Source organism: Kitasatospora sp. NPDC088160 (genome assembly GCF_044741445.1).
In the GTDB taxonomy this organism is placed as follows: Bacteria; Actinomycetota; Actinomycetes; order Streptomycetales; family Streptomycetaceae; genus Kitasatospora.
Genome location: NZ_JBIUSS010000003.1, coordinates 406,936 through 427,820 on the forward strand (window position 1 = coordinate 406,936; position 20,885 = coordinate 427,820).

20 protein-coding genes are annotated in these 20,885 nt (G+C 75.1%); 9 read left to right on the plus strand and 11 right to left on the minus strand.

Features of this window, described 5'->3' with window-relative positions; all coding sequences use genetic code 11:
- Nucleotides 1-159 precede the first annotated feature (159 nt).
- Nucleotides 160-1,227, minus strand: coding sequence for a TerD family protein (locus ACIOGZ_RS06500; protein ID WP_400985077.1), 1,068 nt, complete (start codon nucleotides 1,225-1,227; stop codon nucleotides 160-162).
- A gap of 207 nt (nucleotides 1,228-1,434) precedes the next feature.
- Between ACIOGZ_RS06500 and ACIOGZ_RS06505 the strand changes: the two genes are divergently transcribed.
- A complete protein-coding gene (locus tag ACIOGZ_RS06505) occupies nucleotides 1,435-2,694 on the plus strand; it encodes a pyroglutamyl peptidase (RefSeq protein WP_363589612.1) in 1,260 nt (419 codons plus the stop codon).
- Between the two features lie 50 nt (nucleotides 2,695-2,744).
- On the opposite strand, the gene ACIOGZ_RS06510 is transcribed toward ACIOGZ_RS06505, so the two are convergent.
- Nucleotides 2,745-3,245 carry an inorganic diphosphatase gene (locus ACIOGZ_RS06510; protein WP_400985079.1) on the minus strand — a complete coding sequence of 167 codons (501 nt, stop codon included), beginning with the start codon at nucleotides 3,243-3,245 and terminating at the stop codon, nucleotides 2,745-2,747.
- Nucleotides 3,246-3,352: 107 nt separating this feature from the next.
- Between ACIOGZ_RS06510 and ACIOGZ_RS06515 the strand changes: the two genes are divergently transcribed.
- From ACIOGZ_RS06515 to ACIOGZ_RS06530, 4 genes are all read left to right on the plus strand, one after another.
- Nucleotides 3,353-4,171 (plus strand): hypothetical protein, encoded by an 819-nt coding sequence (locus ACIOGZ_RS06515; RefSeq protein WP_363589616.1) that lies wholly within the window; start codon nucleotides 3,353-3,355, stop codon nucleotides 4,169-4,171.
- 146 nt (nucleotides 4,172-4,317) lie between these two features.
- Nucleotides 4,318-4,527 (plus strand): ferredoxin, encoded by a 210-nt coding sequence (locus ACIOGZ_RS06520; protein WP_363630578.1) that lies wholly within the window; start codon nucleotides 4,318-4,320, stop codon nucleotides 4,525-4,527.
- The gene (locus tag ACIOGZ_RS06525; RefSeq protein ID WP_400985081.1) at nucleotides 4,517-5,884 is read left to right on the plus strand and encodes an NAD(P)/FAD-dependent oxidoreductase; all 1,368 of its coding nucleotides are present in this window, start codon (nucleotides 4,517-4,519) and stop codon (nucleotides 5,882-5,884) included. The genes ACIOGZ_RS06520 and ACIOGZ_RS06525 overlap by 11 nt, the downstream gene beginning before the upstream one ends.
- 93 nt (nucleotides 5,885-5,977) lie before the next feature.
- Complete coding sequence (locus tag ACIOGZ_RS06530) at nucleotides 5,978-7,195, plus strand: cytochrome P450 (RefSeq protein WP_363630580.1); 1,218 nt, start codon at nucleotides 5,978-5,980, stop codon at nucleotides 7,193-7,195.
- A gap of 57 nt (nucleotides 7,196-7,252) precedes the next feature.
- On the opposite strand, the gene ACIOGZ_RS06535 is transcribed toward ACIOGZ_RS06530, so the two are convergent.
- The 5 genes from ACIOGZ_RS06535 to ACIOGZ_RS06555 all read right to left on the minus strand — a co-directional run bounded on the left by ACIOGZ_RS06535 (nucleotide 7,253) and on the right by ACIOGZ_RS06555 (nucleotide 11,981).
- Entirely contained in the window at nucleotides 7,253-9,136 is a 1,884-nt protein-coding gene (locus tag ACIOGZ_RS06535; RefSeq protein ID WP_363630581.1) for a CocE/NonD family hydrolase, read from the minus strand.
- Complete coding sequence (locus ACIOGZ_RS06540; RefSeq protein WP_400985083.1) at nucleotides 9,133-9,558, minus strand: cupin domain-containing protein; 426 nt, start codon at nucleotides 9,556-9,558, stop codon at nucleotides 9,133-9,135. Before ACIOGZ_RS06540 ends, ACIOGZ_RS06535 begins: the two co-directional genes overlap by 4 nt.
- Nucleotides 9,559-9,708: 150 nt before the next feature.
- Complete coding sequence (locus tag ACIOGZ_RS06545; protein WP_363588460.1) at nucleotides 9,709-10,443, minus strand: Mut7-C RNAse domain-containing protein; 735 nt, start codon at nucleotides 10,441-10,443, stop codon at nucleotides 9,709-9,711.
- A gap of 276 nt (nucleotides 10,444-10,719) precedes the next feature.
- Nucleotides 10,720-11,055: a hypothetical protein gene (locus ACIOGZ_RS06550; protein WP_400985122.1), complete on the minus strand. Its 336-nt coding sequence runs from the start codon at nucleotides 11,053-11,055 to the stop codon at nucleotides 10,720-10,722.
- Nucleotides 11,013-11,981 carry an MFS transporter gene (locus ACIOGZ_RS06555; RefSeq protein WP_400985084.1) on the minus strand — a complete coding sequence of 323 codons (969 nt, stop codon included), beginning with the start codon at nucleotides 11,979-11,981 and terminating at the stop codon, nucleotides 11,013-11,015. The genes ACIOGZ_RS06550 and ACIOGZ_RS06555 overlap by 43 nt, the downstream gene beginning before the upstream one ends.
- A 328-nt stretch (nucleotides 11,982-12,309) precedes the next feature.
- Between ACIOGZ_RS06555 and ACIOGZ_RS06560 the strand changes: the two genes are divergently transcribed.
- Together ACIOGZ_RS06560 and ACIOGZ_RS06565 are read left to right on the plus strand one after the other, a co-directional pair.
- The gene (locus ACIOGZ_RS06560; protein WP_363588463.1) at nucleotides 12,310-14,673 is read left to right on the plus strand and encodes a molybdopterin cofactor-binding domain-containing protein; all 2,364 of its coding nucleotides are present in this window, start codon (nucleotides 12,310-12,312) and stop codon (nucleotides 14,671-14,673) included.
- A gap of 29 nt (nucleotides 14,674-14,702) precedes the next feature.
- On the plus strand, nucleotides 14,703-15,167 hold the full coding sequence (locus ACIOGZ_RS06565) for a (2Fe-2S)-binding protein (RefSeq protein ID WP_363588465.1): 465 nt from the start codon (nucleotides 14,703-14,705) through the stop codon (nucleotides 15,165-15,167).
- Nucleotides 15,168-15,220: 53 nt separating this feature from the next.
- Here the strand turns inward: ACIOGZ_RS06565 and ACIOGZ_RS06570 are convergent, their stop codons facing one another.
- Nucleotides 15,221-15,613 (minus strand): hypothetical protein, encoded by a 393-nt coding sequence (locus tag ACIOGZ_RS06570; protein WP_363588467.1) that lies wholly within the window; start codon nucleotides 15,611-15,613, stop codon nucleotides 15,221-15,223.
- A 265-nt stretch (nucleotides 15,614-15,878) separates the two neighbouring features.
- On the opposite strand from ACIOGZ_RS06570, the gene ACIOGZ_RS06575 reads away from it, so the two are divergent.
- The gene (locus tag ACIOGZ_RS06575; protein WP_363588469.1) at nucleotides 15,879-17,135 is read left to right on the plus strand and encodes a hypothetical protein; all 1,257 of its coding nucleotides are present in this window, start codon (nucleotides 15,879-15,881) and stop codon (nucleotides 17,133-17,135) included.
- 91 nt (nucleotides 17,136-17,226) lie between these two features.
- The gene (locus ACIOGZ_RS06580) at nucleotides 17,227-18,390 is read left to right on the plus strand and encodes an alpha/beta hydrolase (RefSeq protein WP_363588471.1); all 1,164 of its coding nucleotides are present in this window, start codon (nucleotides 17,227-17,229) and stop codon (nucleotides 18,388-18,390) included.
- A gap of 28 nt (nucleotides 18,391-18,418) precedes the next feature.
- Here the strand turns inward: ACIOGZ_RS06580 and ACIOGZ_RS06585 are convergent, their stop codons facing one another.
- From ACIOGZ_RS06585 to ACIOGZ_RS06595, 3 genes are read right to left on the minus strand one after another with little or no spacing between them, the layout of a single operon-like run.
- On the minus strand, nucleotides 18,419-19,465 hold the full coding sequence (locus tag ACIOGZ_RS06585) for a hypothetical protein (RefSeq protein ID WP_363588473.1): 1,047 nt from the start codon (nucleotides 19,463-19,465) through the stop codon (nucleotides 18,419-18,421).
- Complete coding sequence (locus ACIOGZ_RS06590; RefSeq protein WP_363588475.1) at nucleotides 19,462-20,418, minus strand: ABC transporter ATP-binding protein; 957 nt, start codon at nucleotides 20,416-20,418, stop codon at nucleotides 19,462-19,464. Before ACIOGZ_RS06590 ends, ACIOGZ_RS06585 begins: the two co-directional genes overlap by 4 nt.
- Before the next feature lie 31 nt (nucleotides 20,419-20,449).
- Nucleotides 20,450-20,857 (minus strand): GntR family transcriptional regulator, encoded by a 408-nt coding sequence (locus ACIOGZ_RS06595; protein WP_063350485.1) that lies wholly within the window; start codon nucleotides 20,855-20,857, stop codon nucleotides 20,450-20,452.
- Nucleotides 20,858-20,885 lie beyond the last annotated feature (28 nt).

Below are 20,885 nucleotides of genomic sequence, written 5' to 3' on the forward strand. Positions count from 1 at the left end.
CCCGCCCCCCCCCGCCCCCCCGCGGCGGGGGGGCCGCCCCCCGCCGGCCCCCGCCCCCCCCCCCCCCCCGCCCCCCCGCCCCCCCGGGCGGGGGGGGGGGCGGCCCCGGCCCCCCCCCGGCGGGAGGGCGGGCGGTCCGGGGGCGACCCGGGGAGCGGCCTAGAAGAAGCTGTCGTCGTCGCCCTCGTAGTAGTTGTTCACAACCACCTCGGGCGTGTCGTCGCTGAACGCCTCGTTGAGCAGCGCGCCGCCGACCAGGCCGGCCGCGCCCGCGCCGATCAGCGCGCCGGTGCCGAAGCGACGCCCGCCCTGGCCCGGCTGGCCCTGAGCGGGCTGGCCCTGGACCGGCTGCGGATAGCCCTGCTGGACCGGCTGCGGGTAGCCCTGCTGCGGGGTGTAGAACGGCGGCACGGTGGTCTGCACCCGCTGGGCGCAGGCGGCGCAGGTCTCGATCTGGCGCGGCACGCCCCACTGCGGCGACCACAGCACCGCCGTCGAGCCGAGGCCGTGCGAGGGGTCGAAGAAACACGTCACGGGGGAACTCCCTGGTCCTGGCTGGGTCATCGGGACAGCGGGCGCCACGGCAGGCACGGCGGGCGCCATGGCCGGCGTGGCGGGCACGACCGGAGCCGGCGGAGGCGCGGCGGGCGCGGGGGCGGCGGGCGCCGGTTGCAGGACGTCCACCCCGAAGTCGGCGGCGATGCCCGCGAGCCCCGACGCGTACCCCTGCCCGACGGCCCGGAACTTCCAGTCCGCACCGTGCCGGTACAGCTCGCCGAACACCATCGCCGTCTCGCTGCCCGCCTCGGCCGCCACGTCGTAGCGGGCCGTCTCGGCGCCGCCCTCCGGGTCGGTGAGCCGGATGTACGCGCCGCGGACCTGGCCGAAGCTCTGGCGCCGCTGCACCGCGTCGTAGACCGCGACCGCGAAGACGATCTTCTCCACCCCGGCCGGGACGTCCGCGAGCCGGACGTCGATCCGCTCCTGGTCGTCGCCGCCACCGGCGCCGCCCTGGTGGCGGACCGAACCGTCCGGGCTCTGCAGGTTGTTGAAGAAGACGAAGTGCTGGTCCGAGACGACCTTCCCGGAGGCGTCACAGAGCAGGGCGCTGGCGTCCAGGTCGTACCCGGCGCCGGCCGTCCAGCCGAGGCCGACCCGTACGACCCGCAGCCCGGGGGCCTGCTTGCCCAGGGAGACGTTGCCGCCCTTCGTCAGGGCCACACTCATGGGACTCCTCCGCAACCGTTCGAATTACCGCTGTTTCCGCTGTTCGACCACGACAACGCTGTAGAGCTCGCGCCGGTTCCCGACTTCCCGTCAGTACTGGACGGGACGTTCCAGCAGGCCACAGGCCCGCGGCGCGGCCTTGCCGGCCGGGGCGCTCGGGCGGGGTGCCCTGGCGGGGTGTCGGCTCCCGACCTATTGTCAGGCAACATGACACGCCTTCGTCGCGCCGCCACCCTGGCCGCTGCCCTCACCGGCACCCTCGCCGCCCTGCTCGCCCCGGCCGCCGCCCAGGCCGGCCCGGCCGCCTGCCAGGTCGTCGGCACCGCCGCGGTGGACACCGAACAGGCCCGGCTCCAGGACCAGCGGACGACCGCCTTCACCGAGCGCTCCGGCCTGCGCGACCTGCTCCGGGGCTTCCCCGCCGCCCTGTGCGCCGCCCGGAACACCCGGCAGGCGGAACGGGTGGCGGGCGCCTGGGGCCGGGCGCTCTGGCAGGCCGGGGTGGACCGGGCCCAGGGCCGGCGGCCCAGCGGCGAACTCCCCGCCCGCGACGACCGCCCGCTGTACTGGACCAGGCTCGCGATGACCGTCCAACTGGCCCGCTGGCAGCCCGGGTTCGACGTCGACCCGGCCGACCTCCGGGCCCGCTTCGAGGACGCCTCCCGGGGCCTCGACGACGGCTTCACCGCCGCCCCCGGCGTCCGGCGGATCTTCGTCAGCGGCTTCGACCCGTACGGCCTCGACACCGAGCCGCGCCGCGCCAACCCCTCCGGCGCGGCCGTGCTGCAACTGCACGGACGGCGGATCACCCTCGCCGACGGCAGCCCCGCCGAAGTCCGGGCCGTCCTGCTGCCGGTCCGCTACGGCGACTTCGACGACGGCGTCGTCGAGCGCGCCTTCGGCCCGCACCTCACCCCCGGCCCGCAGGCCGCCGACCTGATCACCAGCATCAGCCAGGGCTACCCGGGCCTGTTCACCCTGGAGGCCTGGGCCGGGCGGGCCCGCTCCGCCGATCCCGCCACCGACAACACCGGCACCCTCTCCGGCGGCACCCGGCAGCACCCGGTCACCGCCCCGGGCCTGGACGACGGCCCGGAGTTCATCCGCACCACCCTGCCCACCGACGCCATGACGGCCGTCCAGCAGCCCTACCCCGTCCGCCTCAACACCACCGTCACCGAGATCCCCGAGGGCGGCGTCGACCCCGTCGACCGCGCGGACGGCCCCACCCCCGGCTCCCGCGCCGTCGCCGGTGGCGGCGGCGGGTACCTCTCCAACGAGGTCGCCTACCGCTCCAACCGCCTGCGCCTCGACCTCGCCCCCGACCTCCCCGGCGGCCACCTGCACACCCCCGTGCTCACCGGCCTGCCCGCCCAGCAGGACCGCCTCACCGCCCCGGAGTTCGAGCAGAACGAGGCCGCCATCGCCGACCAGGTCCGCGAGATCCTGCGCCACGCCCGGTTCTGAGCCCCGGTGCCGCGCCCGGTTCTTGAGCCCCGGGCGCGCGGCGGGGACGCCTACACCGGCCGGGCGAAGCGCGTCCCCGCCGCGCGCTCCCGGGACTCGGCGATCTGCGCGTACGCGGCCTCCCGGTCCGCCCAGTGCGAGCCCTCGACCAACTTGCCGCGCTCCAGGTCCTTGTAGACCTGGAAGAAGTGGGTGATCTCCAGCAGGTCGAACTCGCGCAGGTCGCCGATGTCGCGCAGGTCTCCGTAGCGCGGGTCGTGGGCGGGGACGCACAGCACCTTCTGGTCCGGCCCGCGTTCGTCCCGCATCACCCACATGCCGACCGCCCGGCAGGTGATCACGCACCCCGGCACGGCCGGTTCGCCGCCGAGCACCAGCGCATCCAGCGGCTCCGCGTCGCCGCCGAGGGTGCCCTCGACGTAGCCGTAGTCCGCGGGGTAGCGGGTGGCGGTGAACAGGGTGCGGTCGAGGCGGATCCGGCCCGCCGCGAAGTCCATCACGTACTTGTTCCGCGACCCCTGCGGGGTCTCGATCAACACCTCGAACTCCACCGCGGCCTCCTCCTCTGCGCCTGGGGAGATTGTCCGCCGTCCCGGCCGTCCGGGCACCCTCCGCAAACGCCCTCCACGGCCCGCTGGGGTCCGTTAGCATCCGGATCATGGGGAGTTGGCGTGTCACCGTCCAGGACCACCACCGCCGCAGCGGCGGGCGGCCACAGGGGCGCCCGCAGGGGCCGCTGGCCCGCCACGGCGGCCTGGCGCTGTACGGCCGGGACGGCGAGATCAGCTGTGTCGACACCGAGGGCCTGGTCCGCTGGCGCCGCCCCTGCGCGGGGCGCCCGAACGCGGCCCACCTCTCCGGCGGCCGGGCGCTGGTCACCACCGACTCCTTCGAGTACACCGCCTGGGGCCACCTCGGCCCGGCCCTGCTGTTGGACCTCGACGACGGCGCCCTGGTCGCCGAACTGCGCGGCGAGCGCGGCACGGCCCTGGGCGGCGGCCGCTTCGTGCTCGGCCTGGAGGGCTACGGCGCCTTCGACACCTGGGCCTACGACCGGGACGCCACCCTGGTCGACTCCTGGCGCAGCTACGGCCACTACGTGGTCGGCGGCGGCCTGCGCGTCGTCGAGACCGACCGCCGCCGGCCGACCGGGAGCCGGGTGGTGCGGCTGCTGCCCGGCGGGGGGATCGAGAACGGCCCGCTGCTCGCCGACCCGCAGGCCCCCGCGCCGGTGGTGCTGGCCGACGGCACCGTCCTGGTGCTGGACGCGGGGGTGCTGCGCGCCGTCGGGCGCGACCTCGACGCCACCGTGCTCGCCGAGTTGCTCCCGCTGTCCGGCGACGACCTGCGCCGGTTCACCGGCACGCTGCGCCGCACGGCCGACGGCCTGACCGTGACGCTCGTGGAGCGCCACCCGACCCGGATGGGCGGCTACACCACCCACCGCTGGGCCCTCGGGCTGGAGTCGCCGAACTAGGCCGTGTCCGGCCGGGCGAACTGCTCTCCTGGCCCCCGGCGTTCCCCGGCGGCCACTCTCCGCGACCGCTCCCACGGAGCAGTACCGGGCGCGCGGCCGCTCCGGCGGCGGTAGGACGGACACAGACGTGCCCGGGAGGAGAGACCGTGAAGATCGTCGTCGACCTCAACCGCTGCCAGGGCTACGCGCAATGCGCGTTCCTCGCTCCCCGAGTGTTCGAGCTGCACGGGGAGGAGGCCCTGCTCTACACCCCGCAGGCCGCCGAGGACCAGCGTGACCGCGTCCGGCGGGCCGTCGCGGCCTGCCCGGTGCAGGCCATCCTGGTCGAGGAGGAGGGCCGGTCCGATGTCCGATGACCTCAAGAACGGCCGGATCGTCATCGTCGGCGCCTCGCTGGCCGGCCTGCGCGCCGCCGAGACGCTACGGGACGAGGGCTTCGCCGGGCAGCTGACCGTGGTCGGCGAGGAACGCCTTCCCCCGTACGACCGGCCGCCCCTGTCCAAACAGGTGCTGCTCGGGCGGGTGCGCGCCGAGGAGACCGCGCTGCCCCGGCGCCGCGAAGTGGACGCCCAGTGGAAGCTCGGCGTCCGCGCCACCGGTGTGGACGGGGCCGGCAGGCAGGTCCTGCTCGCGAACGGCGAGCAGCTGCCCTACGACCGGCTGCTGATCGCCACCGGCACCCGGGCCAGGCCCTGGCCGAAGGCCGAGCAGGCCGCACTCGACGGGGTGTTCACCCTGCGCACCGCCGAGGACGCGGCCGGCCTGGCCGAGCGGCTGGACGCCGGCCCGAAGCGGGTGCTGGTGATCGGCGCCGGGTTCACCGGCTCCGAGATCGCCTCCGCCTGCCGGGAGCGCGGCCTGGCGGTGACCGTCGCCGAGCGCGGCCCCGCCCCGCTGGTCGGGGCCCTCGGCGGGGCCTTCGGCGCCCTCGCGGCCAAGGTCCAGCTCGCCCACGGCGTCGACCTGCGCTGCGGGGTGACCGTCTCCGCGCTGACCGGCCGAGCGGGCCGGCTCACCGGCGCCGAGCTCTCCGACGGCACCCGGATCGAGGCGGACGTCGCCGTGGTCGCCCTGGGCGCCGTCCGCAACACCGAATGGCTGGCCGAGTCGGGGCTCGCCGCCGGTCCGCGCGGGGTGGCCTGCGACGCGGGCTGCCGCGCCTTCAACATGTACGGGATCGTCACCGACGACGTCTTCGTCGCGGGCGACGTCGCCCGCTTCCCGCACCCCCTCTTCGAGTACCAGCTGCTCTCCCTCGAACACTGGGGCAACGCGGTCGCGCAGGCCGAGGTGGCGGCGCACAACATGGTCAGCCCGGGGCCGCAACGGCGGCCGCACCTGAGCGTCCCCTCCTTCTGGTCCAGCCAGTTCGGGCTCAACATCAAGTCCGTCGGCGTGCCCACCTTCTCCGACCACGTGGTCCTCGCCCAGGGCTCGGTCGAGGAGCGCCGGCTCGTCGCGGTCTACGGGTACCGGGGCCGGATCACGGCCGCCGTCAGCGTGAACCGGGCCAAGTGGCTGGAGCACTACCAGCGGCTGATCGAGGCCGCCGCGCCGTTCCCGCCCGACTGGGCTGGCGTGGAGCCGCCCGCCTCCCGCATCCCGGTCCCCTCCGACGTGCCCGACCCGAAGGTGCTCTCGCACGGCCCGACCGTCGCCCTCACCGGCCACCTGCCCGACCGGCGGCTGACCCTGCGGCGCTGGGGCGGCTGAGCCCACCCGCCACCGCTCGACGGGCGCACGCCCACCGGGCCCCGCCGCCCGTCGAGGACCACCACCTCCGCCACCTCCGAGGAGCCACCGCGCATGGCCGCCGCCGACACCCTGTTCCGCCGGATCACCGACTACGCCAACCGCGCCGACCCCTACCCCCTGTACGCCGAGCTCCGCGACCACGGCGTGGCCCGCCAGGACGACGGCAGCTACCTGGTCGGCACCTACCACGAGGTCGCCGCGCTGCTGCACGACCCGAGGATCAGCTCGGACCGCCGCAACCGCACCGTCCCGGACGAGATGCAGGGCAGCGTCCCGGTCGCCTTCATCGGCCGGGACGACCCCGAGCACGAACGGCTGCGCAACATCGCCATGCGGCCCTTCGGCCCGCCCCACGCGCCCGACCGGGTCGACGCCATGCACGACGAGATCGCGCGGATCACCGGGGAACTGGTCGACGGGCTCCGGGGCCGCGACCGGATCGACCTGGTCGAGGACTTCGCCTACCCGCTGCCGGTCACCGTCATCTGCCGGCTGCTCGGCGTGCCGCGCGAGGACGAGCCGCGGTTCCACGCCTGGTCCGAGACGCTGATCGCGGGCTTCGACCCCACTCCCGACAGCGATCCGGCCGAGCGCCAGCGCGCGGCCACGCAGGCCCGGATGGAGATGGGGCTGTACCTCGGCGAACTCGCCGAGAGCCGCCGGGGCAAGCCGTCCGACGACATGCTCTCCGCCTTCGTCAACGACCCCGGCCCGTCGGGCGGCTTCACCCAGACGGAGCTGATGGCCACCGCGGTCCTGCTGCTCATCGCCGGGCACGAGACGACCGTCAACCTGATCACCAACGGCGTGCTCACCCTGCTGCGCCAGCCGGAAAGCCTGGAACTGCTGCGCGAAAAGCCGGAGTTGATGCCGCGCGCGGTGGAGGAGCTGCTGCGCTACGAACCCCCGGTCCAGCTGTTGCCGCAGCGCACCGCGCTCACCGACATCGAGGTCGCCGGGGTCACCATCCCCAAGGGCGCGCCGCTGATCCTGGTGCTCGCCGCCGCCAACCGGGACCCTCTGCGGTTCCAGGAGCCCGACCGCTTCGACCCGACCCGCCCGGACAACCAGCACCTCGGATTCGGCAGCGGCGTGCACAGCTGCTTCGGCGCACCGCTCGCCAGAGTCGAGGCGCAGCTCGCGCTCACCGCGCTCATCCACCGCCTGGACGGCCCCCGGCTGCTCCAGGACCCGCCCGAGTACCGGCGCAGCCCCGTCCTGCGCGGGCCCCGGCACCTGCCGCTCGCGCTGTCCGGGGTCAGGGACTGAGCGGCCCGGGCCCGGGAGGCGGCATCGGCCTCCCGGGCCCGGGCGCGTTCGGCGGCGCTACGGGGTGCCGCGCACCACCGGCAGCTCCAGGAAGGACGGGTCGGCTCCGCCGTGCCCGATCCGGTAGCTCGCCCGGCCGTCGGCCGGGAGCAGTTGGAAGGAGTCCGGGTTGGCGGCGGCGACCGTGAGCCGGATCCGCTCGCCGGCCCGGAAGAGCACCGCGACGGGTTGCAGGTCGATGGTGACCCGACGGGCCCGGCCCTGCGGGAAGGGCGCCGCGTCGGTGGCCGCGTAGCTGCGGGGCGTGCGCAGCCGGCGCCAGTCGGGGTTGTCGTCCCGGTCGGCCACGGCCCGGTCGGCGAGGGCGAGTTGGCCCTCGGTCAGGTAGGTGACCCGGCCGTCGGGGGCGACGTCCTCCAGGTAGACGTGCAGGGCGCCCTGGGCGGTGCCGTCGAGGCCGGTGACGTCGAGCGTGACGCGGCCGTTGCCGGTCACCCGGGTGTCGCCGGTCAGCGGCGGGGTGGTGTAGCTGAGGAGCTTGGCGTCCACGGCGGCCCGGTCGGGGTAACTGACCTGGTTGCCGGTGAGGTTGGTGTTCCAGCGGTCCAGCGGGCCGGTACCGGCGGTGGGGTCGAGGCGCAGCAGGTCGGCGCCGGGGCGGTCGTCCGGATCGGGCCGTCGGCGGCTGAGCGTGGTGTCCTCGCCGAGGTAGAGCCGCTGCGGGCGGGTGCCGGGCAGCGGCCAGCGGGTGGTGGTGCGCCAGACGCCCTCGTTGAAGGTGTAGTAGTGCAGGTGCCGGGTGCCGTCGGGGCGGCCGTCGGCCCGTACGTAGCGGTCGAAGAAGTCGAACGTCCGCTGGGCGATCTGGGCGCGTTCCTGGTCGGTGAGGTGGCGGGCGGGCTGGAAGGGGTCGGCGAGGTAGCCCTGGCCGTGGCTCCACGGGCCGATCCAGGCGTCCTGGGTGTTGGAGAGGCCGGTGAACTGGGAGAGCACGCCGTTGGCGGTGCCCGCGTCGAGCCAGCCGGCGTCGGTGAGCACGGGGACGCCGCCGGCCTCGACGGCGTCGGCCTTCTCGCCGACGCTGCCGACCGTCCAGCTCTTCGGGCCGTCCTGGTAGTCGCGGTACACGCCGGCCTCGGCCATGTCGACCAGGTTGGCGTTGCCCGTGTGCTCGGCGCGCGCGGCGGCGAGCAGGGCCGGTCCGTCCGGGCCGTCGACCGGCCGGGGCACGGCGCCGGTCAGGCCGGTGGCCGCGCAGGCCTGCCGGGTCTGCTCGTCGGTGTCGCAGGTGGTGCCGCCGGCCTGGTCGAGGATGCGCAGCAGCAGCGCGTACGGGGCGATCCGGGGCTCGATGAGCAGGCCGCCGGGGCGTACCAGGTCCTCGTACGGGTCGAAGTCGTAGGAGATCGGGGCTGCGGCGGTGATGTGGTGGTTGCCGAGGGCGGTGGCGAGCATCGCGGTGTCGCCGCCGTAGGAGACGCCGGTGGTGCCGACCCGGCCGTTGGACCAGGGCTGGGCGGCGATCCAGTCGCTGAGCGGGCCGCTGTCGGCGACGGTGTCGGCGCCGAGTTCGGAGCTCAGGGTGCCGAAGGAGGCGCCGGTGCCGCGCAGGTCGGCGACCACGTAGGCGTAGCCATGGGCGTTCCAGCCGTCGGCGTCGCTGCTGCGGCCGCCGTTGCCGGGTGCGCCGGGGTAGACCCGGGCCCGCCAGTAGCGCTGGGTGACCAGGACGGTGGGCAGGTTCGCACCGTCCCTGGTGCCCTCGGGCAGCCAGACGTCGACGGCGAGGCGGACGCCGTCGGGCATCGTCACGTAGCGCGACTGGAGGTGCGGCTCGGCGGCCGGGGCGGCCGCGGCGGGCGCCACGGCGAGTCCGAGCACGGCCGCGGCCGCGACCAGCGCCGCCAGCGGGCGGCGCGGGATCCCCCCTGCCCGGCTCACCGGGAGGTCGCCTTCCAGGGGCCGTCCTCGGGCCTGGCCTCGGTGTCGGTGCCGGGCCAGGGCGGCATGGTGACGGCGGCGATCCGCAGCGGCCGGCCGGCGTCCTCGTCGGCCCGGAACTGGAACGCCGTACCGAGCGGGATCGAGGCCGCCGTCCCGGGCACGAGCCGGACGGTCTCCTCCCGCCCGCCCTGGCGGCGCCACAGCTCCCCGGCGCCCTCGACGACCTGCCACAGCTCCTGCACGGTGGCGTGCGACACCGCGTGCGACACCTGCCCGGGGGCGAGCTCGAACACCGCGAGGCTCCCCTGTCCGTCCAGGACCAGCAGCGGGAACACCGCGGCCCCGTCCGGTGCGGTCACCACCTGGACGTCACCGACGTCCGCTGTCTGGAACGGTTGCTGCACTGGCTGACTGCTCATCCGACCCGGCCTCTCTCACGTCACGGAGTACCTTGGTCCCGCCCCCCACCGCCGATGAGAACACGCCTCGGCGCCCGGCCGCCACCCTGAGATGTCCCGTAGTTCGACGCGCCGGTCCCGCGCCGGTCCGACGGTGGCCCCGCGCCGGTCTCAGCCGCCGGCGGACGTGCCGAACTCGCGGAGGGCGTCGGTGACGATCGCGTCCAGCCGGGCGTGGTGGGCGCCGCGCCAGTAGGCCTGGCCGCAGTCGACGCACTGGGCGAAGACGTCGTAGGAGCGCTCGGTGCCGTCCCGCAGCTGCTCGCGCACCGAGGTCTTGTCGGCCTCGCGCAGCGTGCCGTTGCAGGTGGTGCAGCGGCTCCACGGATCGAGCGGGGGCGCGAAGCGGGAGAGCACGTCGCGCAGCTGCTCGTTGGGGCGGTGGCTGTAGACGTAGGCGCCGGCCCACAGTTCGCGGCGGCGCAGCAGCCCCCGGTCGCGCGAGAGCAGGACGCGCTGCTCGGCGGCGGAGCGGGCGGCGAGCGCGGCGTCGCCGATGTCCGGGTTCTCGTAGGCGGCGTCGACGCCGAGCAGGCGCAGTCGGCGGGTGAGGGTGCCGAGGTGGACGTCCAGCAGGAAGCGCGGCGGGGCGGGCGAGGGCTGCGGCCGGTCCACGGCCCGGACGGTGACGTGTTCCTCGTCGACCGGCACGTGCGACCCGGGCACCGGCCGGCCGTCCACCAGCAGGGTGCCGACCTCGGTGAGCGGGACGCCCAGGGACTCGACGACATGGCCGAGCGTCGAGGTGCCGTCGGTGCGCAGCGCCGAGCGGCCGGCCCGCCGGGGCCCGGAGACGAAGAGGTGCAGCTCGGGGGCGAAGTCGAGCCAGATCTGGGGTCGGTCCACGCGGCCAGCATGCCAGCGGGCGGCGGCCCGGGCCACCGGTTTCCGGTCAGCCGTCGGAGCATTCTCGGGCGGGCTCGCGGCGGCGGCGGCCGGCGCGGGCCCCGACCGGGGCTGAGCAGCCGGTTCGGGGCGGCGCGCAGGGGCGGCGCGCAGGGGCGTCGAGGAGGGGCGTCGAGGAGGGGCGTCGAGGAGGGGCGTCGAGGAGGGCGCCGGGTCGACGGGAAAGCCGGTGCGAAGGGCACCGGGCCGGCGGAGAAGGCCGGTGCGGGGGGGCCGCTACGGGACTGCGACAGCGGAGGTGACCGGCGCCGGGCAGCCCCGGTCGCGGTCACGCTCGGCCCAGCGGACGACCGGCCCCATCGCGTACCCGGCCGCCAGGAAGAGGCCGCCCAGGACGAGCCAGCCCGCGAGCCCGCCGTCCAGCAGCAGGGTGGTCAGCAGCAGCGGCCCGAGGGTGCGGGCGACGGCCACGCCGGTGCCGAAGAAGCCCTGGTACTGGCCGATCCGCTCGGGCGGGGCGAGGTCGAAGCTGATCTGCCAGGAGCCCGCCGACTGCCGCATCTCGCCGATCACCTGGAGGACGCCGCCACCAGCAGCGCGGCGACCGCCCACACCGGGACGTCCAGGGCCGACAGGCCGAACACCGCGCAGGAGGCGAGCAGCACCAGCCCGGCCGAGCGGACGGCCCGTGCGGCCGGGCCCAGGCCGGTGACGCCGCGCGCCGCCCGGACCTGGAAGGCCAGCACGGCCAGGGTGTTGAGGACGAACAGGGCCGAACCGAGCCAGCCGATCCCGGGCGCCCGGTCGGCGATCCAGAGCGGGATGACCAGGCTGAGCAGCGGCATCCGCAGCAGCAGCACGGTGTTGACCAGCGCGACGGCGGCGTACCGGCGGTCGCGCAGGACGGCCAGCCGGGGCCCGGCGCCCGACCGGGCCGGGGCGGGCGGGGCTTCGGGCAGCCGCAGCAGGATCAGCGCACCGGCCAGGAAGCCGAGCGCCGTCACCACGAAGGCGCCGAGGAACGCGGCCCGGGTGCCGACGGTGAGCGCGATGCCGCCGATGGCGGCGCCGACGGCCAGCCCCCCGTTGAGGGTCGACTGGAGGTGGGCGAGCAGCCCGGTGCGCTGGGCGGGCGGCACCAGGGTGGCGACCAGCGCCTGCCGGGCGGCGGTGAGCCCGGACTGCGTCGTGGCGTAGAGGCAGACCGCGACCAGGAACGGCCCGTAGGAGCGGACCACCAGGAAGGCGGCGACCACCACCGCCGTGGCCAGGGCGAGCGCCACGGCCGTCCGGCGCGGGCCGCGGCGGTCGGCGAGGGCGCCGAGCGGGACGCCCGCCAGCGCGCCGAGCGCCCAGGCCACGGCGAGGCCGGCACCGAGGGCGGTCGCCGACATGCCGACGACGTGGGTGAAGTAGAGCGCGGAGCAGGTGTAGTAGGCGCCGTCGCCGACGGAGCTGGCCAACTGGGCTGCGGCGAGGGTCCGTTGGGGCCCCGGGGGCGGGATGAGGGCGGGCGCCGGGGCGCTGCTGGTCGACACGGGTCTCCTGGCTGGGGGCGGCGCGCGGGCCGGGTGTTCGCAACGGTTCGCGGCCCAGCCTAGGCAGGAGGCGGACCGGCGGTAAGGTCCAGTGATCGCGGAACTCCTTGGTCCACTTCCGGGCCCCACCGCACCGGCGGGCGAGCGCTGAACCCCCGTACGACGGCGGCGAATCGCTCCTCCCGCGGGCCCGGAACCGGCCCCGGCCGTACCGCCGCCGCGCCCTCCGTACCCGCTCCGAATCCGCCTCGCCCAGCGGCCTTCGGGCGTCACCGACCCCGCCGAAGGGCCAAGTTTTGCCGTATTGACCGGTCAGTAACGCCCTCCTATGCTCAACGGCATTCGCGATCCGGCACCGGGCCCGACGCCGCCGTGCCCGCCCGATCCGCCGCCGTCATCGGCTCGAAGGGCTCTTCCCATCAGCACCTCCATCGCCCGCTCGGACGACACCGGCCACCCGGGCGACGCACGGGACGGCGCCGGCACCCGCCGCCGCCGTTTCCTCACCTACCTGCTGGCCGCCCCGACCCTCACCGTCGGCGCCCGGCTCGGCCTCGACGCCGCCGCGCCCGCCACCGCGCGGGCCGCCGTCCGCGCCGCCGCGGCCGCCCAGGACGCCGCCGCCCCCTCGCAGTTGATCGGCCTGCCCGGCATCCCGGACATCCTCGACCTCGGCGACGCGCTGATCGTCGCCGGCCTGCCGACCTCGCACCTGCTCGTCCTGGAACTCACCGCCGCCGGGCGCGCCCTGCTGCACCTGCCCCGGCTGGAGGTCGGCCAGGGTCTCACCACGGCCATCGCGATGCTCGTCGCCGAGGAACTCGACGCCCGGATCGGCGACGTGGACGTGCCGCTCTCCGACGGCCGCCCCGAACTGCTCTTCAACCAGCTGACCGGCGCCTCCAACTCGGTGCGCTCGCTGTACGACCCGGTGCGCGCCGCGGCCGCCGCCGCCCGCGCCCGGCTGGTGACCGCCGCAGCGCGGCGCTGGAACGTTCCGGCAGACACCCTGCGCACCGCCGACTCCGCCGTCCTCGCCCCCGACGGCCGCCGCGCCGGCTACGGCGACCTCGCCACCGAGGCCGCCGCCGTCGCCCTCCCCGCCGTGTCCAGCTCCCCCAAGACCGCCGACCGGTTGCGCCTGGTCGGCCGGCCCACCGGCCGGATCGACGCCCGCGACATCGTCACCGGCCGCGCCAAGTACGCCGGGGACCTCGCGATCCCGGGCGCCGTCCCCACCGTCGTCGCCCGCCCGACCACCATCAACGGCACGCTCAGGACCCTGGACGCCTCGGCCGCCCGCACCATGCCCGGCGTGCTCGGCGTGGTCCGGATCCCCAGCGGCGTCGCCGTCCTCGCCGAGACCTTCGACCAGGCGCTCAAGGCCCGCGACGCGCTGCGCACCTCCTGGAACCCGGGCCCGGTCGCCAACCTCTCCACCTCCGACATCCGCGCCCAACTGCGCGCCGCCCACGCGCCGTTCCTCATCCCCCCGCTGCTCACCCAGTACCTGGACGGCGAATTCGACTTCGCCTTCGTCAACCACGCGCCGATGGAGGTGCTGACCGCCATCGCCGACGTACGGCCGAACCGGGCCGAGCTGTGGTTCGCCGCGCAGACGCCGATCGTCGCCCAGCAGGCCATCGCCGCCGAACTCGGCCTCCCGCAGGACGCCGTGACCGTCCACGTGGTGCGCGGCGGCGGCTCGTTCGGCCGGCGGCTGTTCTTCGACGCCGCCCTGGAGGCCGCCCAGATCTCCAAGGCCGCGGGCCGACCGGTCAAACTCATGTGGACGCGCAACGACGACATGCGCCACGGCCGGATGCGCCCGGCCAGCCACCACCGGATCCGGGCCACCTACGCGCTCGGCCAGGTGCTCAGCTACGAGCACCGCGTCGCCACCGTCAAGACCGACTTCCGGCACGGCCTCGGCGAGATGCTCACCGCCGCCGGCTTCAACCTCTCGCTCGCCGGGCTCAGCCTCGCCCAGGCCTTCTTCCTGCTCAGCGAGAAGAACCCGTACAACGTCGGCATCCCCACCCAGCTGCTCGCCGAAGTGCCGCTGGACGTTCCCACCGGCAGCTGGCGGTCGGTCTACTCCGGCACCGTCCGGGTCGCCGACGAGATCATGATGGACGAACTCGCCCGCCGGATGGGCCAGGACGCCGTCGCGTTCCGCCGCGCCCGGCTGCGCAGCGCCGTCGGCCGGGCCGTCCTCGACACCGTCGCCAAGGCCGGCGGCTGGGGCCGCCCGATGCCCCCCGGCCACGCCCAGGGCATCGGCTACCACGACGAGAACAGCGGGTGCGCCGCCTACCTCGTCGAGCTCGACGCCACCGACCCGGCCGACCCCCGGGTCACCAAGGCCGTGATCGCCGCCGACGTCGGCCGGGTCATCAACCCCCGGGGCCTGGAAGCCCAGCTGACCGGAGCCCTGATCGACGGCATCTCGGTCATCCTGCAAGCCGGCAACCACATCGACAACGGGGCCGTGCGCGAGGGCAGTTACTCCGACTTCCGGTACGCCCGGCAGCGGCACACCCCGCCGGCCGTCGAGATCCACCTCATGCCGCCGAGCGGAGCGCCCGGCGGCGCCGGCGAGCTGGGCGTCCCGGCGGCCTCCGCCGCGGTCGCCAACGCCTACGCGCGCGCGACCGGCACCAGCCCGCGCTCCTTCCCGATCAACTTCTGACTCCCCCAGCCAAGGAACTCCACCACCCCATGCCCACCCACACCTTCGCCCTCAACGGGCACCCCGTCACCGTCGAGGCCCCGGACGACATGCCGCTGCTCTGGGTGCTGCGCGACAAGCTCGGCGTCACCGGCCCCAAGTACGGCTGCGGGGTGGGCGTCTGTCGCGCCTGCACCAGCCACCTGGACGGCGAGGAGTTCCAGCCCTGCACCCGCTCCGTCAAGGACTGCGAGGGCCACCGCGTCACCACCATCGAGGGCCTGGCCGACGGCGACACCCTGCACCCCGTCCAGGAGGCCTGGCTCGGCTGCGACGTCGCCCAGTGCGGCTTCTGCCAGCCGGGCCAGATCATGACCGCCGTCGCCCTGCTGCGCCGCACCCCGAACCCGACCGACGCGGACATCGACCAGATCCAGAACATCTGCCGCTGCGGCAGCTACCCGCGCATCCGCGAGGCCATCAAACAGGCGGCGGCCCGGCAGGTGTCCGGCTGACGGCACGCCGCCCCGCCCGGGGCGCGGGCGGGGCGGACGGGTTCAGCCGGTCGTCAGCACGCCCGCAGGCCGTTGTGGAAGTACCAGTTGCCGTCGGCGTACGCGCCGTAGACGTAGGCCGGTCCGAAGAAGTTGCCGTTCGTCCCGCCCACCTGGTACCAGACGTTGCCCTGGCTGTTGATGTCCTCGCCCCTGATCCAGCACTCGATGTAGATCTCGTCGGACGACCACGTGTACGACCCCAGGTCGCCGGCGACCTTGGCCGTCCAGGAGTACTGCTGCGCGTAGACGCCCACACCGTGGCCGCTCGCGTGGTAGCGGAGCGCGTACCAGCCGTCGGCGAACGCGCTGCCCTCCGAGACGCCCACCGCGCCGGCGGCCAGCGCCACCACGGCCGCCGCGGTCGCGCCACGGCGGCCGATCTTCTTGAGGATGCCCTTGGCCATGTCGATTCCCCTGTTCGGTCGGACCGTTGCGCCGCCCCGTTGGCCGCGGCGACTGGGACAGCTGACCCGACTTCCCACGGTGTTCGGTACCGCCTGACGGAAACTGACAACACCTGACACCGGCCGACGCCCGCCCCGAACACCCCGTCCTGCCAACCGGAGTCCGTCGATCACGTAACGCCGCAGCCACGCGTCACTATGATCCGTACGCGACAAGCACACACCGGTCGCCGTTGGATCTGACATCTGACAACAGGGGGACGCCATGGCGGAACAGGAGTCACAACCCGCGGAGAGCGAACAGGCCCCGAGCGCGGCGGAGGCCCTCGCCGCCGACCTGCGCCGGCTGCGCCTGGGGGCGGGCCAGCCCTCGTTCCGCACGATGGCGAAGACGGCCGGCTCCATCTCCCACACCACGCTCCACGAGGCGGCCTCCGGCTCGCGCCTCCCGTCCTGGACCACGACCAGGGCCTACGTCCGGGCCTGCGGCGGCGACGAGGCCGAGTGGCACCGCCGGTGGACCGCCGCCGCCGACGAGGGGGCGGCCCCACCGGCCTCGCCGATCCCACCGGTCGAGCCCTCGGAGCTGCCGGTCGCCGCGAACACCACGGCCGACACCCCGGCCGACGCCAGGGCCGACCGCACGGCCGCCTCCGCCGCCGAGCCCCCGGCCGCACCGGGCCGGAGCCGCCGCCGGATCTGGACCCACGCGTTCTGCCTGCTCCTCGGCGTGGCGCTCGGCGTCGGCAGCACGCTCGGCGTGGTCGGCTTCCGCGCGCCGAACGCCCAGCCCCCGTCCGCGCACGGCTGCCCGTCCGGGGACACCGAGTCCGCGCCCGCCGAAGCGGCCGCCCGCCCCGCGCCGGGCCCGCGGCCGGCGGCGGCACGCACGGCCGCCGACGACGGCGCACCGTCCTGGGCCTCTCGGATCGCCTTCGACCAGCAGGCCGTCTCCAGTACCGAGATCGTCCTTCCGGTGCTCTCCCCCGTCACCCCGGGTGACGCCCTGGTGGTCACGATGATGCTGACCAGCACCTGTCCCGGCGCGGTCACGGTCACCGACAGCCGGGGCGACCGCTTCCGGATCGTCGGGGACGTCACCGACTCGCTCCGGCACCGGGTGCTGATCCTCGCGGCCTTCGGGGCGTCCGCGCTGACCGCGGAGGACTCGATCCGCGTCGCCCACCCGCGGGCGAGCAAGTACCACGTCGCCGTCGACGAGTTCCGCGGCGTCTCCGCCGTCCGGTCGGTCGGCCGCGCCTCCGGTGACGCCGGCGGGACGACCTTCTCCACCGCGGCCAACGCCGCCGCCTGCGCGCCGGGCGACCTCCTGGTGGGCACGGTCGGCAGCAACAGCGGCAGCGCCCCCGAGTTCGGCACCAGTTGGACCAACTTGCCCGCCCTGCGGCTCTCCTCCTACCGCCTCACCACCGCCCACCGGATCGCGACGGATCCGGACCACTGCGCCGCCACCGGGCAGACCACCTCGCAGTGGGGCGCCGTCCTCGCCGTCCTGCGCTGACCGCCCCCACCGCTCCGCCACCCCTGGCCCGGCCGGTCCGGACCACTTAGGCTGACCGCACCTCAACCACCCCACCACCGAGGGATGCTGAATGATCAGGCGCCGTTCACTGCTGGCACTCGCGGGCCTGGGCGGCGCCGCAGCCCTGCTGCCCACCGGGCCCGCCCAGGCCTCTCAGACCAATACCGCTCAGACCGCCCGGCCGCGCACCATCGACCTGCCCGCCCCCACCACCGGTCGCCCGGTCGGCACGACCACCCTGCACCTGGTCGACCGCGATCGCCCGGACCCGTTCGTGCCCGCCGCCGGCCCGCGTGAGCTGATGGTGCAGCTCTGGTACCCGGCACGCGCCACCGCCGGCCGCCCCCGCGCGCCGTACACCACGCCCCGGGTCGCCGCCGCCATCGATCAGCGCCTGCCGCTGGATCCGGGCACCATCGCGGCCGTCCGCCCCACCGCCCGTACCGACGCGCCCGCGCTCCCCGGCCCGCTCCCCCTGCTGCTGCTCGGCCACGGCCGCACCGGCTTGCGCAGCAACTGCACCGCGCTGGCCGAGGAACTGGCCGCCCACGGCTACCTCGTCGCGTCGGTCGACCACACCTACGACGCCCTCGCCGTCGAGTTCCCGGACGGCCGGCTGGTGCGCACCGTGCTGGAGGACGAGCCGGCCGACTGGGAGGCCTCCGAGCGCCGCGAGATCGCCGCCCGGGTCGCCGACCTCCGCTTCGTCACCACCGAACTGACCGAGCGCCAGGACCGTTTCCGCGTCGACGGGGGCCGGATCGGCGCGCTCGGCCACTCGATGGGCGGCTCGGCTGCCGCCGAGGCGATGCGTCAGGACGAGCGGTTCCGGATCGGCCTCAACCTCGACGGCGGCCTGTTCGGCTCGCCCGTTCCTGACCTCGGCCTGGACCGGCCCTTCCTCCTGCTCACCTCCCTCGCCGACCACGAGACCTGGCAGCGCTGGCGCAGCCACCAGCACGCCTGGGGGAGGCAGTTGCACACCTTCGGCGCCGGCCACCTCAGCTTCACCGACCTGCCGCACGCCGCCCTCCCCGGCAACCTGCCGGGCCACCTCCCCGCCGACACCTACGCCGCCCTGCTCGGCACCATCGCCCCCGCCCGGGCGACCGCGCTCACCCGCGCCTACACCCGGGCGTTCGCCGACCACTTCCTCCGCGGCCGCCCCGCGCCCCTCCTCGACGGCCCGTCACCGCGCTTCCCGGAGGTCGAACTCCGCTGGAGCCGCGACTGACGCCCGGCCGGGGCCGCGACCTCGGACGTCAGGCCCGCCGGGTCGCCCGCAGCGAGTTGCCGTCCCGCCGAACCCGGAGGAAGAGCACCGTCAGCGCCACGACGGTGAGCGTCACCAGGATCCCGGTCTCGACGAGCTGGATCGGCACGAAGTGCCCGACGGGGTGGTACTCGATCCAGTTGCTCGTGGCATCCTCGCAGCCCTTCGTCCGATCGCCGTCCCAGCAGAACTCGTTCGAGGCCCACCGGCCGTCCTGGAGCACGACCCCGCGGTCGATCAGCCACGCGTTGTTGGGCTGCCCGAAATAAACGCCGCGCGGGGCCAGCTCCCTGACCGACGGGTAGAAGGAGGCGCGGTTCCACCGGAGCAGGCCGTGGACGACCGCCAGCAGCACGCCGGTGGCCAGGACCGAGGCCACCGTGCGGCGCAGCAGCTGCCCGACCAGCAGGCCCAGCACCAGCGCGAACAGCGACCAGGCGACCGGCACCACCCCGAGGACGGGGTAGGTGAGGCCCTGGAACGGCGGATCGAAGGTGAACGGGCGGCCGCCGATGTCCGCGCGCCACACCCAGGTCGCCAGGACGGCGAGCACCGCACCGGCGGTCAGCACCGCCAGTGCGGGCAGGGCGATCCGCGCGGTGAGCCAGCGCAGCGGGCTGACGGACTGGGTCCAGGCGAGGCGGACGGTTCCGCGCTCGTACTCCTGGGCGAGCATCGGGGCGCCGAGGAACATGCCGATCAGCAGGGGGACGGCGGCCAGGGCCGGCTGGAGCCACATCGTGTACAGGTAGGTGCGGCGGGTGATGGGCGCGACCATGCCCTGGCAGCCGGCGTTGGACCAGCTGACGATCTCGGAGCACTCGGCCCGGCGCAGATCCGCCATCAGCGGCTGGAGGGAGAAGTGCAGCCACAGCAGGGTGGCCGACGCGGTGACGACCAGGGCGGCGATCGCCCAGAGCGCGGTGCGGCTCTGGCGCCAGCTCAGCCAGATCAGGCCGCCCGGGCGGGGCGCGGTCCGCGGCTCGCGCGGTGGCGCCGCGGTGGTGGCGCGGTCGGCCAGGACGTTGGTGCTCATGCGGCGATCCCGTTCTCGGTCGTCTGGGCCTGCGTGCCCGGTCCGGTGGCGGCCCGGGCGGTGCCGGCCGGGGTCCGGAGGTAGCCGAGCAGCAGCTCCTCCAGGCTCGGCCGGCCGCTCTCCCACGGGCCGTCCACCGGATCGCCGGTGCGGACCAGCGCGTCGATCCGGCGGCCGGTGGAGCGCTGTTCGACCAGGACGCCCTCGGGGAGCGCGCTGCCGGCCGGGCCGGTGAGCAGCTGGTGTCCGTCCAGCAGGTCCTCCACGTCGCCGCAGAGCCGGATCCGCCCGGACTGCACCAGCAGCAGGTAGTCGATGACGCCGTCCAGCTCGGGGATGATGTGCGAGGAGACCACGATGGTGGTGCCGCGCTCGGCGGCCTCGGCCATCAGGGTGCCCATCAGCTGGTGCCGGGCCAGCGGGTCGAGGTCGGACATCGGCTCGTCGAGCAGCAGCAGGTCGGGGCGCTTGCCGAGGGCGAGCGCCAGGGCGACCCGGGTGCGCTGGCCGCCGGAGAGCGAACCGATCTTCACCCTCATCCTCAACTCGCCCTGATCTATGACCCGTTGAGCGAGGTCCTGGTCCCAGGACGGGTTCAGCTCCCGGCCGAGCCGCAGGGTCTCGGCCACCGTGAAGCCGGGGTAGAGCGGCTTGTCCTGGGCCACGTACGCGACCCGGGCGCGCAGGTCCTCGGTGGTGGCGGGCTGACCGAACACCCGCAGCTCGCCCTCAGTGGGGGTGAGCAGACGGGCGGCGATGCCGAGCAGGGTGCTCTTGCCCGCACCGTTGGGGCCGGCCACCCCGCAGATCCGCCCGGCCGGGACGGCGAACGTGCAGTCACGCAGCGCCCACTCGCCCCGGTAGCGCTTGCCCAGGGCGTCGGCCGCGAGCGCCGCCGGGGCCTCCGGCGCCGCCGCCGCCGCTGCCGCTGCCGGTGCCGGTGCTGTGTTCATCGGGTCGTCCACCCGGTCCCCCCACTGTCCTCTAACTCGGTGTTTCCGGGGAGACCCCGGTGTCGAATCGCTGCTCCAGAACGGAGGCCATCAGCGCGGCGATGTCCTCACGCTCCAGTCCGACCTCGCGGGCCCGGTCCACCCAGCCGACCAGGTCCGCGCGCAACGGCCCGTCGGCGGCCGCCTCCGGCCGGGCGAGCGAGCGCCGGACGAAGGTGCCGAGCCCCGGCCGGGGCTCGACCAGGCCCTCGCGTTCCAGTTCGCGGTAGGCCTTCAGCACGGTGTTCGGGTTGATCGCGGTCAGCTCGACGACCTCCCGCGCGGTCGGTAGCTTGTCCCCGGGCTGGAGCAGCCCGAGCCGCAAGGCCTGCTTGGTCTGCTGAACGATCTGCTGGTAGGTGGAGACGCCGCTGCGCCGCTCGATGCGGTACTCGATCACACGCGATTCGACCTTTCACTAGTCCAAT